At 53.8% G+C, this 13,241-nt stretch carries 20 protein-coding genes; 18 read left to right on the top strand and 2 right to left on the bottom strand.

The window, feature by feature from the left end; all coding sequences use genetic code 11:
• Positions 1-420: 420 nt before the first annotated feature.
• Entirely contained in the window at positions 421-612 is a 192-nt protein-coding gene (locus G9X48_RS11835; RefSeq protein WP_007778777.1) for a hypothetical protein, read from the bottom strand.
• Positions 613-823: 211 nt separating this feature from the next.
• Here G9X48_RS11835 and G9X48_RS11830 point away from each other — a divergent pair, with 211 nt between their 5' ends.
• The 9 genes from G9X48_RS11830 (at position 824) to G9X48_RS11790 (ending at position 7,707) form a co-directional block, all read left to right on the top strand.
• The gene (locus tag G9X48_RS11830; RefSeq protein ID WP_032986368.1) at positions 824-1,069 is read left to right on the top strand and encodes a phage holin; all 246 of its coding nucleotides are present in this window, start codon (positions 824-826) and stop codon (positions 1,067-1,069) included.
• Positions 1,070-1,071: 2 nt separating this feature from the next.
• Positions 1,072-1,575, top strand: coding sequence for a lysozyme (locus tag G9X48_RS11825; RefSeq protein ID WP_032988374.1), 504 nt, complete (start codon positions 1,072-1,074; stop codon positions 1,573-1,575).
• Positions 1,565-2,029, top strand: a complete 465-nt coding sequence (locus G9X48_RS11820) for a lysis protein (protein WP_166499941.1) — start codon at positions 1,565-1,567, stop codon at positions 2,027-2,029. Before G9X48_RS11825 ends, G9X48_RS11820 begins: the two co-directional genes overlap by 11 nt.
• A gap of 161 nt (positions 2,030-2,190) precedes the next feature.
• On the top strand, positions 2,191-2,892 hold the full coding sequence (locus G9X48_RS11815; protein WP_105590323.1) for a DNA-binding protein: 702 nt from the start codon (positions 2,191-2,193) through the stop codon (positions 2,890-2,892).
• 335 nt (positions 2,893-3,227) lie between these two features.
• Positions 3,228-3,428 (top strand): hypothetical protein, encoded by a 201-nt coding sequence (locus tag G9X48_RS11810; protein WP_029464188.1) that lies wholly within the window; start codon positions 3,228-3,230, stop codon positions 3,426-3,428.
• A 9-nt stretch (positions 3,429-3,437) separates the two neighbouring features.
• Positions 3,438-3,869 (top strand): terminase small subunit, encoded by a 432-nt coding sequence (locus tag G9X48_RS11805; protein ID WP_076734997.1) that lies wholly within the window; start codon positions 3,438-3,440, stop codon positions 3,867-3,869.
• Positions 3,856-5,313 carry a DNA-packaging protein gene (locus tag G9X48_RS11800; RefSeq protein ID WP_105590322.1) on the top strand — a complete coding sequence of 486 codons (1,458 nt, stop codon included), beginning with the start codon at positions 3,856-3,858 and terminating at the stop codon, positions 5,311-5,313. The genes G9X48_RS11805 and G9X48_RS11800 overlap by 14 nt, the downstream gene beginning before the upstream one ends.
• 11 nt (positions 5,314-5,324) lie before the next feature.
• Positions 5,325-6,782, top strand: a complete 1,458-nt coding sequence (locus G9X48_RS11795) for a phage portal protein (protein ID WP_166499940.1) — start codon at positions 5,325-5,327, stop codon at positions 6,780-6,782.
• Positions 6,736-7,707 (top strand): phage minor head protein, encoded by a 972-nt coding sequence (locus G9X48_RS11790; protein WP_166499939.1) that lies wholly within the window; start codon positions 6,736-6,738, stop codon positions 7,705-7,707. The genes G9X48_RS11795 and G9X48_RS11790 overlap by 47 nt, the downstream gene beginning before the upstream one ends.
• Here G9X48_RS11790 and G9X48_RS11785 read toward each other — a convergent pair whose 3' ends face one another.
• Positions 7,708-7,914 carry a hypothetical protein gene (locus G9X48_RS11785; RefSeq protein WP_075183761.1) on the bottom strand — a complete coding sequence of 69 codons (207 nt, stop codon included), beginning with the start codon at positions 7,912-7,914 and terminating at the stop codon, positions 7,708-7,710.
• Positions 7,915-7,989: 75 nt separating this feature from the next.
• Between G9X48_RS11785 and G9X48_RS11780 the strand changes: the two genes are divergently transcribed.
• From G9X48_RS11780 to G9X48_RS11740, 9 genes are all read left to right on the top strand, one after another.
• The gene (locus G9X48_RS11780) at positions 7,990-9,390 is read left to right on the top strand and encodes a DUF2213 domain-containing protein (protein WP_007847575.1); all 1,401 of its coding nucleotides are present in this window, start codon (positions 7,990-7,992) and stop codon (positions 9,388-9,390) included.
• A 5-nt stretch (positions 9,391-9,395) separates the two neighbouring features.
• On the top strand, positions 9,396-9,824 hold the full coding sequence (locus G9X48_RS11775) for a hypothetical protein (RefSeq protein ID WP_007706555.1): 429 nt from the start codon (positions 9,396-9,398) through the stop codon (positions 9,822-9,824).
• Positions 9,825-9,836: 12 nt separating this feature from the next.
• The gene (locus G9X48_RS11770) at positions 9,837-10,928 is read left to right on the top strand and encodes a major capsid protein (RefSeq protein WP_007847577.1); all 1,092 of its coding nucleotides are present in this window, start codon (positions 9,837-9,839) and stop codon (positions 10,926-10,928) included.
• 9 nt (positions 10,929-10,937) lie between these two features.
• Positions 10,938-11,135, top strand: coding sequence for a hypothetical protein (locus G9X48_RS11765; protein ID WP_105547658.1), 198 nt, complete (start codon positions 10,938-10,940; stop codon positions 11,133-11,135).
• A gap of 2 nt (positions 11,136-11,137) precedes the next feature.
• Positions 11,138-11,518 carry a hypothetical protein gene (locus G9X48_RS11760; RefSeq protein WP_007847582.1) on the top strand — a complete coding sequence of 127 codons (381 nt, stop codon included), beginning with the start codon at positions 11,138-11,140 and terminating at the stop codon, positions 11,516-11,518.
• Positions 11,519-11,585: 67 nt separating this feature from the next.
• A complete protein-coding gene (locus G9X48_RS11755) occupies positions 11,586-11,936 on the top strand; it encodes a hypothetical protein (protein WP_166499938.1) in 351 nt (116 codons plus the stop codon).
• A 1-nt stretch (position 11,937) separates the two neighbouring features.
• Positions 11,938-12,306 carry a hypothetical protein gene (locus G9X48_RS11750; RefSeq protein ID WP_075183757.1) on the top strand — a complete coding sequence of 123 codons (369 nt, stop codon included), beginning with the start codon at positions 11,938-11,940 and terminating at the stop codon, positions 12,304-12,306.
• Positions 12,303-12,686, top strand: a complete 384-nt coding sequence (locus G9X48_RS11745; RefSeq protein WP_161578486.1) for a hypothetical protein — start codon at positions 12,303-12,305, stop codon at positions 12,684-12,686. The genes G9X48_RS11750 and G9X48_RS11745 overlap by 4 nt, the downstream gene beginning before the upstream one ends.
• A 23-nt stretch (positions 12,687-12,709) precedes the next feature.
• Positions 12,710-13,204 carry a hypothetical protein gene (locus tag G9X48_RS11740; protein ID WP_012125619.1) on the top strand — a complete coding sequence of 165 codons (495 nt, stop codon included), beginning with the start codon at positions 12,710-12,712 and terminating at the stop codon, positions 13,202-13,204.
• The last annotated feature ends 37 nt before the right edge of the window (positions 13,205-13,241 follow it).

The raw sequence follows: 13,241 nt of genomic DNA, 5'->3' as shown, positions 1-13,241 counted from the left end.
TGCTGGGTTGATCTCCAGCCGTCAGCTCCACGAAACGGAGTCCGTAACAGGTAAGGGAGCTGAACTTTTTAAGCCAGGTAAGCGCTGGCGTCGGTGCGATTCCGGGCAGTTTCCTTTCCGTTGTGGTGAATGCGCAGGCAGAACAATTGCTAGATTGGTTTAACCACTCGTCGGGATAAGCACCGGCCACCACACATATTCAGATGGCAGAAAAGAAAATCCCCGCCGAAGCGGGGAGCATCTTAACCTGGTGAGTCAGGGGACATCTCTTCGCGGACTGTACATCTTCCCGTTGAGCACTATGCACCCCATGCTAATCCACTTAGTAACCTGTTGAGGTAGCACTCCACACGCTAAGGCGAAATCAGCCTGGCTCGGGAAGTTCTTCTCAATGTACTCTTTGATCGGCATAGTCGCAGATCAAAACTCAGCGAAACATTTTTCGACGAAGCGTTCGCTTTCTTCGTCAACTGAAATTGCTTCATCAAACGCCACGTCATAACCGAGAGACTCGGCCTTGCGTTGAACGAAAGCGAAAAACTCTTTTGCTTCTTCTTTGCTCATGTCGAAACGTGAATCCGGTGCGTAGGTGTTAATGGTGATAGTAGTCATGATGTTCCCTCTTGTTAAGATGAACTCATGATAAACCATTTTGGTTTATAAGGCGTGATTTGAATCATGACTTCACACAAATTTTAAGGCTCGCTTCGGCGGGCTTTTTTCGTATTAGGCCACAGGCAATCAATCACAGATGAACCCTCGCATCCGATGCCTCGCTGGCCTTTCCTAACTACACCACAGCACTTCCTATCGGAGGTGTGAGATGTCACATATGAGCAAATTAGCTTCTGGCGCAGCTTATGGCGCATCTGCCGGGACGGTGGCTAATGGGTTGTTGACCCGGCTAAGTCCTGACGAGTGGAGCGCAGTAGGCGTTATCGCCGGTATTGTCGTGGCGCTACTGACGTTCGGTATCAACTGGTATTACAAACGCAAAACCACGCTGGCGCAGATTCAGGCGTACGAGCGATGGCCTTCCGCAGCCGGGCAGTTATCAAAGGAGGACTAACGATGGCTATCCCGTCCTCACTGAGAAACAAACTGATTGCCGCAGCGGGTGCAGGCTCGATGGTCATCGCCACGATATTCATTGGTGGCAAGGATGGCGTAGAGGGTCGGAAGTATCAGGCCTACAAAGATGTCGCTGGCGTCTGGACTGTCTGCGATGGTCACACTGGCAACGACATCATTCGCGGCAAGACCTACACCGACAAAGAATGTGACCGGCTTTTGTGGAAAGACCTGCAGCCGGCTAAAGCGACAGTAGACAAGCTGGTCAAGGTTCCGCTGAACGAATACCAGCGCGCCTCCCTCTACAGCTTCGTGTTCAACGTAGGCAGCGATGCCTTCGCAAAGTCGACTCTTCTTCGCAAGCTGAACAAAGGCGACCAGGAAGGGGCGTGTGAAGAAATGCGCCGCTGGGTCTACGCCGGTGGAATGAAGTGGAAAGGATTGCAGAACCGACGAGAGATGGAGCGCTCCATGTGCCTGGCGGAAAGTGAAAATGACCTTTAACTGGAAACTCATTCTCTTCGCCGTAATGGCTCTGCTACTGGCTATCTCCATAGTCATCGCCAGTCATTACCGGTCAGCGCTCACAGAATCCCAGGCATCTTTAACCAAAGTTAATCGTGAATTAAATCTGGCTAAAGACACCATCAGCGACATGCAGACTCGCCAGCGCGATGTGGCCGCGCTCGACGCAAAATACACACAGGAGCTTGCAGATGCTCAGGCGACTATCGATCAGCTGCATGATGACGTTGCTTCTGGCAAGCGTCGGTTGCAGCTCCACGCCACCTGCACAGCGAACGGAACGACCGGCGCCGGCAGCCTGGGCGATGCTTCCACCGCCAGACTTACAGACTCCGCTCAACGGGATTATTTCACCCTCAGAGAGCGAATCGAAACAGTGACCAAGCAGGTTAGCTATCTGCAGGACTACATCCGGCAGCAGTGCCTGAAGTAACCGAGCCTCGCAATAGCGGGGCTTTTTTATGCGCTTCGCACGCGCAAACATCAATCCCTAAGCCTACAGAAAAGCAAGCCTGAGATTATCCGTAAATGGTGCGTCTTAGGGTACGGCTTAATCTGTGCGACAGGCTTGTTTCTCTATAGGAGCACCAACCTATGCAATATCCAGTAAATGACCATCCGTTAGTAATGACCAGCATTGAAATCGCTGAGCTGGTAGAAAAGCGGCACGATAACGTTAAGCGTACGATAGAAAGCCTTATTGAGCGGGGCACGATTGCTTCTCCTCAAATTGAGGAAAAGCCCACGGCAGGCCGCCCCGTGAGTGTTTATGTGTTTGAAGGTGAGCAGGGGAAGCGCGACAGTATTATTGTCGTTGCTCAGCTTTCGCCTGAATTTACCGCCCGCCTGGTTGATCGCTGGCAGGAGCTTGAAGCCCAACTTAGCCAGCCCGTGAGAATACCGCAGAGCCTGCCGGAAGCGTTGCGCCTGGCTGCAGACCTAGCAGAGCAGAAAGCGGAGCTGGAAAACAAGCTCGCTATTGCCGCGCCTAAAGTCGAGTTCGTTGATAACTACGTCGAGGCAACCGGCGCGATGGGCTTCCGTGAAGCAGCAAAACTGCTGAAGGTGAAAGAAACGGACTTCCGGTTGTTCCTTATTGAGCAGGGCATCATGTATCGCCTTGCTGGTAAGTTGACACCCTATGCTCAGCATCTCGATGCCGGCCGCTTCACCATGAAAACCGGAGAGAACCAGAACAACGGACATGCCTTCACTCAGGCCAAGTTCACTGCGCGTGGTATCCAGTGGATCGCCTCATTACTGGCAGGCCACAAGCTTGATGACCAGGCAGCCTAAGAAGAGGTGAGAGCCTCTTTCACAACGGCTCTCCATTACAAAAAATACCAGCTGCCAGTGGGCTAGATAATGGTATAATTATTCAAATGGCGCTGGATTAGGATACTGCGATGAGATTCGAAGATAATCAGATAATTTACGAAAGCGACCTGAATAATTTTGACCTGCACGACCGAGTCATTGACTTCTCTGTAGACCCGCACATTAAAGAACCAGATAAAACTATTGGCATCTATCGAGCCTTTTATAAAGATGGAATCGAAATAGCTCATTGGATACAGCCAATCGAATGACCCATAACCGCCCCCACCGGGCGGTTTTTTATTGGAGCAAACATGGCTGAAACCTACCGTATCACCGTCAAAACCAAAACCGGCGAGACGCATGAAGGCCTGATGAAGCGATCTCAGCCAGAGATTATCAACGGCTTCATCGGCATCGCTCGCGAGGACGGCTCATGGGTATACCTGGCACCTGATAACGTGCAGGAGATGGAATACGTGCCCGAGCCGGATAAAGACGAACAAACATCGTAAGGAATGACTATGGCAGGTCTGACAATTAAGCAAGAGGCTTTCTGTCAGGCATACATCGAAACGGGTAATGCTTCAGAGGCTTATCGGACGGCGTATGCTGCTGACAAGATGAAGCCGGAAGCAGTACATGTTCAAGCCAGCAATTTAAAGGATAACCCTAAGATCGCCCTAAGACTCAAGGAGCTCCAGGGAGAGATTAGGCAGCGCCATAACGTAACTATTGATTCTCTGTTGGCTGAGCTGGAAGAGGCCAGGCAGAAAGCATTAAGCGCCGAAACGCCTCAATCATCAGCCGCTGTAGCTGCAACAATGGGCAAGGCTAAGCTCACCGGGCTTGATAAGCAGGTTGTGGAACTAACAGGTCAGGGCGGTGGCCCGGTTCGGGTAGTCACTATGTCGCCTGACGATATTAAGCGGGTGATGGAGAATGACGACTGCTGACGATTCTATCCGTGCCAGCATGTGCGAAGCTGACGGGCTTTACTTTGCCCGCTACTTCTTCAAGCAACGCACGGGCGGCAAGATGATTGTCGCGCCACACCATAAGGTGATACAGCAAACGCTGGACAGAGTGATAGACGGCGAGATTAACCGGCTCATCATCAACGTTCCGCCCGGCTACACCAAAACAGAGCTGGCAACCATCAACATGATGGGGCGCGGTTTGGCACTGAATAAACGCGCCCGTTTTATGCACCTGTCCTACTCTCACAACCTCGCGCTTCTGAACTCATCCACTGCCCGCAGCATGATTAAGTCGCAAGCCTATCAGGCGATGTGGCCTATGGAGCTGCGCGACGATGCCGACAGTAAGGCGATGTGGTGGACTGAGTATGGCGGCGGGGTTTATGCCAGTTCGGCAGCAGGTCAGGTAACGGGCTTCCGTGCCGGGCATATGGAGCCAGGCTGGCAGGGCGCGCTGATTATCGATGACCCGGTTAAGCCAGATGACGCCTATTCCGAAACGGTTCGTGACGGTGTAAACAGCCGCTTCAACGAGACGATTAAATCGCGTCTGGCTATCGAAACGACGCCGATGATAGTGATCATGCAGCGCATCCACTATCACGACCTGAGCGGATACCTGCTGCGCGGCGGCTCGGGCGAGAAATGGCATCACCTGAATCTGCCGGTGATTATCGACAACAGCCAGGCGTATTCGGCGCAGTATCCGGAAAACACTCACGCTATTCCTATTGAGCATGGCTTGCCTGATGGCTGGCTCTGGCCGTTCAAGCACAACGAAAGCCATCGCACAGCGCTGTTTTCTCATCGCCGGACGGCAGAAGCGCAGTACATGCAGAACCCTCGCAGGTTCAACGCAGAAGGCGCGCTGTGGACAGAGCAGATGATTGCGGCAGCACGAGCCCTGAACATCACCGAGCAGCTATCCAGAACGGTTATTGCTATCGACCCGCAGGCAACAAACAGCGAAGAGAGCGATGAAACGGGGATTGTGGCCGCAAGCTCATACGGCGCAGGAGATAAGCGACAGTACTCCGCCGACGGCGACTACAGTGGCAAATACTCCCCTAATGGTTGGGCGACGCGAGCAATGGACGCTTACAAACAGCATGATGCCGATGCGATCGTGATTGAAACCAACCAGGGCGGTGACATGGCAGAGGACACGCTCCGCAATGCCGGGTTCAAAGACCGAATCATCCGCGTCCATGCGAGCAAGGGTAAGTTCGCGCGAGCAGAGCCAATATCAGCGCTGTATGCGCAGGGTCGCGTAGCCCACCGCGGTAATCTCTATCAACTGGAAAACCAGCAGATGGAGTACGTGCCAACCACATCCAAAAAATCCCCCGACCGCCTTGATGCGCTGGTATGGGCGATGACCGAATTAAGCGGCCAGTCTAAAGGCGCAATCTTCTTCTAAGGAGCTCATCAGTGAGTGAACAACAAGGCGAGGTTTCATTCCTCGTGAACGCCCTTGCTGATGCGATAGGGCGGCAACGAATGCTGTACGCCAATGGACAGAACGGAAACACCAAGCGCACAAAGCTGTGGGATGAGTTCGGATATCCGAGCGAGGTTGGATTCGACCAGTACTATCGTGCTTATGAGCGTAATGCCGTTGCTCATGCGGCGGTGCATAAGCTGCTGGAATCCTGCTGGGTCGATAATCCCACCATCATTGACGGAGAAGAGAAGGATGAGTCTGGCGAGACCACCGAATGGGAGCGCACCGTTCAAAAGCTTCTCAAACGCCATTGGTCGAAGCTGAAAGACGCAGACCGCCGCAACCTCGTGGGTCGCTATTCGGCCCTGTTAATTCAGGTTAAGGATGGCCGCGAATGGAAAGACCCGATCAACGCTGACTACATCAGGTCTCTCGGCACAGAGCGCCTGAAGGCAGTGGTTAAGCTAATCCCCGCATGGGAAGCGCAGATTAAACCAGGCAATTTCGACACAGATACAATGTCGGAAACGTACGGCCAGCCTGTGATGTACAACTTCAACGAGCAGCCAGTCGGCGATGACGGAACATATGGGCCTGTGCGCAGTGTTCAGGTTCACCCTAGCCGCGTCATCATCCTGTGCGAAGGCGCAGAAGACGAGAATATGCTCTCCGGCATCCCGCTGTTGCGCGCCGGTTACAACAAGCTTCTCGACATCGAGAAAACGTCCGGTGGTAGCGCTGAAGGCTTCCTGAAGAACGCCAGTCGTCAGCTTGGTATCGCGTTCGACAAAGAAACAGACATCGCGACAATCCAGGCTCAGGCCAAAGAGGCAGGCTTTAAAGATTTGGGGGAAGCCCTAAATGACAAAATGTCTCGCTTCAACAAAGGGACTGACGCAGCACTGGCGATGCAGGCTGGGCAGTTGTCGGTACTATCAGTCGCAGCAGCCGACCCGACTCCTACATGGACAGTAGCAGCTAACGAGTTTGCCGCGACGATTCAGTGTCCGTTCACCATTCTCTTTGGTCAGCAGACCGGGCGTCTTGCTTCAGATGAGGACAAAACTGATTGGGCCAAGCGCTGCAATGGTCGTCGCTGGGGCTTCATGTCCGACTTCATCACCAGCGTCATTGAGCGCTTCTGGGAGATTGGCGTCATCGACCCGCCGGCATCTGGCGAGGTCACGCTCGCATGGTCTGATTTACTCGCGCCGAGTGAAAAAGAGAAGATCGCAAATATGCAGGCGATGGCAGCCGTGGCTAAAGACACTCAGCAGGCATACGGCACTCCAGCGATTACTGAGAATGAAATCCGTGCTGTCGGTGAGCTTGAGCCAATCAGTGAACCAGAGGAGCCTGCCGGCACCGCGACTACAGACCCGCTGACAGGTGACCCAATTGAACAACCGACAACGACCGGGCAGCCCGATAATTCCGCGCAATAAAGCCGACCCCACGCAGTCATACCGACCGGTTAACCGGATGTTCCGGGATATCGAGAATCGCTATTACCAGATAAAACTGGCGCTGAAGCAGTTGCTCGATGCGTATCTGGTCGGCAGGGAGCGCAGTGGCAATTCTCTCTACGGTTACATCCTGGCGAGAGACGGCAGCAAGCCTGACACGCTCTACCAGGTGAACGCTGGCACATTCATCTATGATATGTCGCCACAGCAACTGTCTGACCTGCTGCTGCGCATAGAAAAGATTCTGGACGATTATCTCCTTGAAGGTGGGAGTAACAACCTTTGGGCGCTCCAGTACGTTTCTGATGAGTATCAGCGCGGCACATTGCAGGCATTCACCAATCTGTCAGCGCAGTCAGCAATCTATGAGCAGTCAACGACGCTTCAGCAGTTGCTAAGCAGTCCGGCGTATCAAAACCAGGTGGCAGCGGCTTACATCTCTACCTACAGCGAATGGCGGGGAATAACTGATGCTGCTCGCGCTGACCTGGCGAACATAGTTTCTGATGCAATAGGGCGCGGTGTTAACCCAAGAGAGACGGCCAGCCTGATTAGCAAGCGTCTCGATGTGTCGATGAGCCGAGCCAAAACGATAGCGCAGACGGAGCAGGTGGGCGCGTTACGGCAGGCTCAATGGTCGGAGGCTGAATGGTCGAAGGAAAGGCTGGGGCTCAACACTGCGCTGTTGTGGATATCGGCTCTGAAATCGACGACACGCCCTTGGCACGCTGCGCGACACGGTAAGACTTTCACCACGGAAGAAGTGGAGGCCTTCTACGCGCAAAATGGCAACCGGTACAACTGCTATTGCAGCCAGATCCCCGTATTACTTAATGAAGATGGTGGCCTGTTTAATCAGGGGTTGGAGGAAAAGCTGGCGCAGGAACGCCAGCGATGGGGGTGATTATTTTACTTCGGTAACCATCGTAATTCTTAAGCCCTGAACGCTAGTTACTCCTGGTTCTGGTCGATAGTGGTGGGCGGAGTCGCGCATCGCCGCTTCAATAACCTCCGGATCAGAATCAGATAAAGGGTGATCACTCTCAATATTCACATCGCGGAATCCAGCGTCACCGCTGACTTGGTAAGTAATTTTATAAATAGCCATCATTTAATCTCCATTTTTTACAAGCCTTGAGAATTTAATCGCCAATTAAAAAGCACTCAACTCGCATGAGGAATAATCGTGAAGCTATCCAGCATCCACGTTAAATCCCTCGCCATCAACTCTTCAAACATCTCAACTGAAACCATCGACGGTGACGAGCATATCGTCATTCGTGGCGTCGTGCCTGTCGTGGATGACGTTGTCATGAATGGCGGGTTGTATCCGGCTGAGGAGATTAACAAGAGCTTTAAAACGCTCGAAGGCAACCCGATGCCTTTCGGGCATCCGAAGATTGGCAACGAGCACGTCAGCGCCACTAACCCGCGAGCGGTTAATCAGTTCCACGTCGGCGCATGGGCTGAAAACGTCCGCAAAGACGGCGACCGTGTCGTCATGGACATGAAGGTCAACAAGCGCATCGCGCAGTCGAGCGAGAAGGGTAAGCGCCTTATCGAGCGGCTTGATGAGCTTCAGGCTAACTCAAACGCTGAGCCGATTCACGTATCTACCGGGCTCCTGCTGCGCCGCGAGCAGAACAGCGGCAAGTCGAAGGGTAAAAGCTACTCATGGGTCGCTCGCAATATGCAGTTTGACCACGTAGCCATTCTTCTCGATGAGCCGGGAGCCGCAACCCCTGAAGAAGGCGTCGGCATCTTCGTTAACGCAGACAACTCCCAACAGGAAGTAAGCGTAGAAAACGCAGACCTCGCGCAGGCATCGAACTGCACCAGGGAAGGTCTGCTTAACAAGACCAAATTCTTCTTTACCAATGCATCCAATTTCTCATTCGACGATATCCAGCGGGCTATTAGCGACAAGCTCCGTGAGGGTCGTGACAACGACGATTGGGTATGGCCGGAAAGCGTATGGCCGGACTCCTTCGTTTATCGGGATGCAGATAAATATTTCAAACAGAAGTACCTCATCGACGATGACGGCAAGGCTCAATTCGTCGGAGAACCTGTAGAAGTCGTGCGCAAACCACCTGAGTACGAAATTAAAACCAACGGAGAGAGAGATCCGATGAAAGACATGATTATCAATGCGCTGAAAGCCGCTGGTAAGCCGACAGAAGGCAAATCAGAAGCTGAGCTGCTGGATGCGTTCAACCAGATGGCTGTTGAGAAAGCAGCTTCTAAAGGTGAGACGCCGGAAGAAAAGGCCGCTCGCGAGAAGAAAGAGGCCGAAGAAAAGGCAGCTAAAGACAAAGCCACCAATAGCGAAGAAGCACCGGCATGGTTTAAGCCGTTTGCCGACAAGCTGAGCTCTATCGAATCCGGCCTGACCGCTAACGCCGACCAGGAAAAAGCGACCAAGCGCGAAGCGGTTAAAGCCAAGTTCAAGCTCGACGACATGGCAGTTAACGCCCTTGACGGCGCGGCTCTGGATGGCCTGTACGCGCAGTGCGCTACCACTCGCAGCCTGTCCGGCGCATTCAACCATTCCACCGATAAACCCTTCTCTGAGATGCCGGAGTAATAAAAATGGCTAAAGACGGTAAACACGTAATTCACGCGGGTGGCGTATTCCCGAACCCGCTTCTGAACCGCGAAGGCGGGGCGGCGGCAGCTACTCAGCCGGGCACCATCGGCGTATTCACTAACGGCAAATTCACTGCATCCACCAACGGCGGCGAAAGCGCTGTGCTGTATGTGGCGAACTATGACTATCTGCGCTGCATGGGCGTCGATGACGTCATTCCTGCTAACGAGCTGGTCGTCGGCATTCAGTTACTGCCAGGCATGTTCCTGAACGTCCGCGCTGCTGCTGGCACTTATAACAAAGGCCAGGCACTGGCTATCTCTAATGGTCGCGTCACTTCCGGCGGCACTGCATCCGCAGTCCTTTTCGTGGAAGAAGACAAAGCGACAACTGTTGCTGCAGGCGATCTGCTGCGCGTAGTGGTCAAGTAAGGAGACCGATTAATGTTTGTATATTCCAAATCACTTGGCGAGAAGACTGGCAACCTGGAAGTAAACCAGGCTCAGTTTCGCGCGCTGCAGGCCGAACGTAACGCTACCGCCCAGGCGGTTGCTGATTTTCTGTCTCGCACCCAATGGCGTGGCGCTGCTGAAGATACTCCGACGCTGAACGCCGTTAACGCGGTTGATGATATCCGTCGCCTGTACCGTGCGTACGATACCACCGTGACACAGCAGTTCGAACCCAACACGCAGTTCACTCTGCTGAACGACCTGATGCCGCTTTCCCGCTCTGTACGTATCGAGCAATCCCGTTACGACTACGCCCGCACCGGCGGTCGTGGTTGGGCACACACATCAATGTCCGGCCAGATTGGCGCAGCGCTTGACGCTCGCGTCTACACCTTCGACGGCACGATGGTTCCGATCCACGATTCAGGCTTCAAGTTCAACTGGCGTGACCCAATCTTCAACAGCCCCTCAGCGCTTCAGTCTCAGGCTGACGCACAGCGCGGCTCCGTGGAAGATGTTCAGCGTCAGTACGTCGATTACATGTGGGACGGCTACCGCGACGCGGCTGGCAACTACGCAGTATTCGACGGCCTGACCTGGAAGGGCTTCCGCGCCGATGAGCGTGTCGCTCAGGTGACGCTGAACGTAAACATGGCGACAAGCACCGATCCGAAAGCAATTCGCGCCGAAGCAATCCGTCTGCGCGATGTGTTGAAGCTTGGCAATTATCAGTACGGCCAGCAGACCTGGTACGTTTCCTCTGAAATCGTCTCCAACCTGGAGCAGTATTTCAGCGACAACTTCCAGTCTCGCACCGTGCTACAGGAACTCCTGACCCTGACCGGCATCGCAGCTATCAAAGAAGATGCGAAACTTCAGGGTAACGAAATCCTGATTGTTCCGCTGCAGGCTGGCGTAGTTGCTCCGATTGTAGGCCAGGCCATCGGCACCGTTGCCGACCCGCGTCCGTTCTACAACAGCGATTACATCTGGCGCACCTGGGGCGCAATGGGCCTGATGGTCAAAACCGACATCAACGGTCACTACTCCGTGGTTCACGCCACCGGCGAAGCGACCAGCTAAGGAAGCGACATGGCACTGGTAAAAGTAATTTCATCAAACCTTTTTGCCGGTGCCAATTTCCAGAAGCTGGAGATTGGCTCTGAGGTAGAGGTTGCCGATTCAATCGCCGAACGCTGGGTTAATGCCGGGCTGGCTGAGTACCTGGAAGAGCGCCAGCTGGAAATCGCTACACCCAAGCGCGGACGGAAACCCAAAGATAAGGAGTGACCATGGCTATCACGCCAATCACAGCAGCGCAGGTTAAACAGCAGCTGTCGTCCCTCGGTTACTCCATCCCTGATTTCATCATCGACGCATATCTCTGCAAGCTCAGCAGCATTGAGCAGTGCCTGGAGGCGTCTGGCTACGACGAATGTGACGTCGTGCTGATTCAGGTCTATGCCGTCTCTCTCATGGCCTTAACGGCATACAGTCAGCGCATTAAATCGCAGTCAGCGCCTTCAGGGGCGTCGCGGTCTTTCGACTATACCGGCGATGTGCTTTCGATGCGTGACGCGCTCCTGTCACTGGATAAGAGCGGATGCACTGCATCGCTTCCGATTGATGTGGGTAGCCGCGTCGGCTTCTTTGATGTCGTTGGAGGTTGCTGATGTGTGAGAAAGAGCAGAAACCTAAAAATCCCGACGAGGAGCCGTGGGAGTATGAGGATTACCACCTATGAGCTCAGTAGCTAACTGGTCATACACAGCAACAGCGACAATCTGGCGAAAGCTGGATGGTCAGGACGACTACGGAGACCCGCTGGGATATGCAGCTCCTGAGCGGATTCTCTGCGACTACGAAGGCGGACTGAGTAAACGAATTGGTAGCCTCGGCTCTGAAATCGTAGTCAAGAACACAATCTGGACTGAGTTTGCGCTTGCTGATGCCGGTGATTACATCCTGATTGGTGAGTCTACCGAGGTCGACCCGATTCTGGCGGGTGCTGATGAAGTGCGGCAGGTTATCCGTTATGCCGACACATTCGAGCGGATCGCCGACGACTGCGCCATCATAACGGGAGTCTGATATGGCCGGTAAAGTTCGCGGCATTGCCCAGGCTAAAGCAAATCTGGACGCGCTGATTAATGATGTGCAGGGGCGCAAGGTCGTCAGGGCCGTGCAGTCAGCGCTGCTAATCGGCGGGGCTCAGGCGGCGCTATACACACCAATCGACACATCAACGCTTCTCAACAGCCAGTTCCGTGAGATTGACGCCAACGGCACTAAGGTAACCGGCAGGGTGGGCTACTCGGCCAACTATGCGGTTTATGTTCACGATCCGAATGTTCCGCAAACCTTCCGCCGCGCCACTGCCCGCAAAGAGTTCCTTACCAGAGGCTTTGAGGACACCCGAGAGCAAATCGACCGGGTTATGAAGCAGGAGCTGTCACTATGAATCCGCCAATGCATACGCGCGTGCGTAACTACTTCATCAATGCTGGCCTGACAGATGGCTTTAAGGTTCAGCTGCTGATGTGGACTGACTCAGGCACTGAATCTGACCGGTTCATGGTGTTTCGTCCAAATGGCGGCAGCAATATCCGCAACGGCCTCGGCAATGAGCAGTACATCCTGGTCGACGTTATCGGCGCAAAAGGTGGCAACGCATTTGTCGATGAGCGCGTGCAGCAGATAGTCGATTACGTCCAGCAAAACCCCATGACAGATGATTGCGTCGGTTATCTCCAGAATGTGGGCGCTATGCCCGCACCAGTTCCTACAACCGAGGGACGCCTTGTCTATCGGCTTCAATTCGTCGCCACCTACGGCGAGTAATTAAACGTCAAAGAGGAAGTAAAATGGCTAATTGCCCAACCAGCAACGAACGTTTGTTCGGTGGCGCTATTGTGCTTGAAGTTGCCGACGGCTGCCCGGACACCGTGCCGCTTGAGTCGGAATGGAAAGCGCTGGCCGCCGGTACGTCAAAAGGGTTCGACTTCAGCCCGAACACCGTGACCAGTGATGCTGACGATGGCGGCGGCTTTGTCGAGAGCATCACCACAAACTCCGACTTCACCATCAGTTTTGAAGGTGAGGTGCGTAAAAACGACAAGCTTGACCAGTACGGCATCGGTCGTTTCATCAAGTACTTCGCTAGCGAGCTTAAGGCCAAGCGCCAGCCTGGCATCTGGGTTCGCATGGAATACGGCCCGGTGACCTTCCAAGGTTACATGGTTATCACTGCCCTCAGCTCTGACGGCGGCACTAACGACATCGTGACCTTCTCCACTGAGTTCAAAGTGGGTGACTCCAGCACCGTGCAGGTTACTGACACCTCCGAACCTTCCAGCTAAAACACTGCGGGGCGCAAGCCCCCTTTCTGAGACAGAG

It is taken from the genome of Cronobacter sp. HA18006, assembly GCF_011605445.1.
Lineage (GTDB): Bacteria > Pseudomonadota > Gammaproteobacteria > Enterobacterales > Enterobacteriaceae > Cronobacter > Cronobacter sakazakii.
This window is presented reverse-complemented; position numbering and strand designations above follow the sequence as displayed.

Excerpts from the sequence above, each read along its gene's own strand:
- G9X48_RS11770 (WP_007847577.1), top strand. The coding sequence starts at position 9,837 with ATGTTTGTATATTCCAAATCACTTGGCGAGAAGACTGGCAACCTGGAA.
- G9X48_RS11815 (WP_105590323.1), top strand. The coding sequence starts at position 2,191 with ATGCAATATCCAGTAAATGACCATCCGTTAGTAATGACCAGCATTGAA.
- G9X48_RS11810 (WP_029464188.1), top strand. The coding sequence starts at position 3,228 with ATGGCTGAAACCTACCGTATCACCGTCAAAACCAAAACCGGCGAGACG.
- G9X48_RS11800 (WP_105590322.1), top strand. The coding sequence starts at position 3,856 with ATGACGACTGCTGACGATTCTATCCGTGCCAGCATGTGCGAAGCTGAC.
- G9X48_RS11820 (WP_166499941.1), top strand. The coding sequence starts at position 1,565 with ATGACCTTTAACTGGAAACTCATTCTCTTCGCCGTAATGGCTCTGCTA.
- G9X48_RS11740 (WP_012125619.1), top strand. The coding sequence starts at position 12,710 with ATGGCTAATTGCCCAACCAGCAACGAACGTTTGTTCGGTGGCGCTATT.
- G9X48_RS11825 (WP_032988374.1), top strand. The coding sequence starts at position 1,072 with ATGGCTATCCCGTCCTCACTGAGAAACAAACTGATTGCCGCAGCGGGT.
- G9X48_RS11775 (WP_007706555.1), top strand. The coding sequence starts at position 9,396 with ATGGCTAAAGACGGTAAACACGTAATTCACGCGGGTGGCGTATTCCCG.
- G9X48_RS11765 (WP_105547658.1), top strand. The coding sequence starts at position 10,938 with ATGGCACTGGTAAAAGTAATTTCATCAAACCTTTTTGCCGGTGCCAAT.
- G9X48_RS11830 (WP_032986368.1), top strand. The coding sequence starts at position 824 with ATGTCACATATGAGCAAATTAGCTTCTGGCGCAGCTTATGGCGCATCT.
- G9X48_RS11805 (WP_076734997.1), top strand. The coding sequence starts at position 3,438 with ATGGCAGGTCTGACAATTAAGCAAGAGGCTTTCTGTCAGGCATACATC.
- G9X48_RS11760 (WP_007847582.1), top strand. The coding sequence starts at position 11,138 with ATGGCTATCACGCCAATCACAGCAGCGCAGGTTAAACAGCAGCTGTCG.
- G9X48_RS11835 (WP_007778777.1), bottom strand. The coding sequence starts at position 612 with ATGACTACTATCACCATTAACACCTACGCACCGGATTCACGTTTCGAC.
- G9X48_RS11755 (WP_166499938.1), top strand. The coding sequence starts at position 11,586 with ATGAGCTCAGTAGCTAACTGGTCATACACAGCAACAGCGACAATCTGG.
- G9X48_RS11785 (WP_075183761.1), bottom strand. The coding sequence starts at position 7,914 with ATGATGGCTATTTATAAAATTACTTACCAAGTCAGCGGTGACGCTGGA.
- G9X48_RS11750 (WP_075183757.1), top strand. The coding sequence starts at position 11,938 with ATGGCCGGTAAAGTTCGCGGCATTGCCCAGGCTAAAGCAAATCTGGAC.
- G9X48_RS11745 (WP_161578486.1), top strand. The coding sequence starts at position 12,303 with ATGAATCCGCCAATGCATACGCGCGTGCGTAACTACTTCATCAATGCT.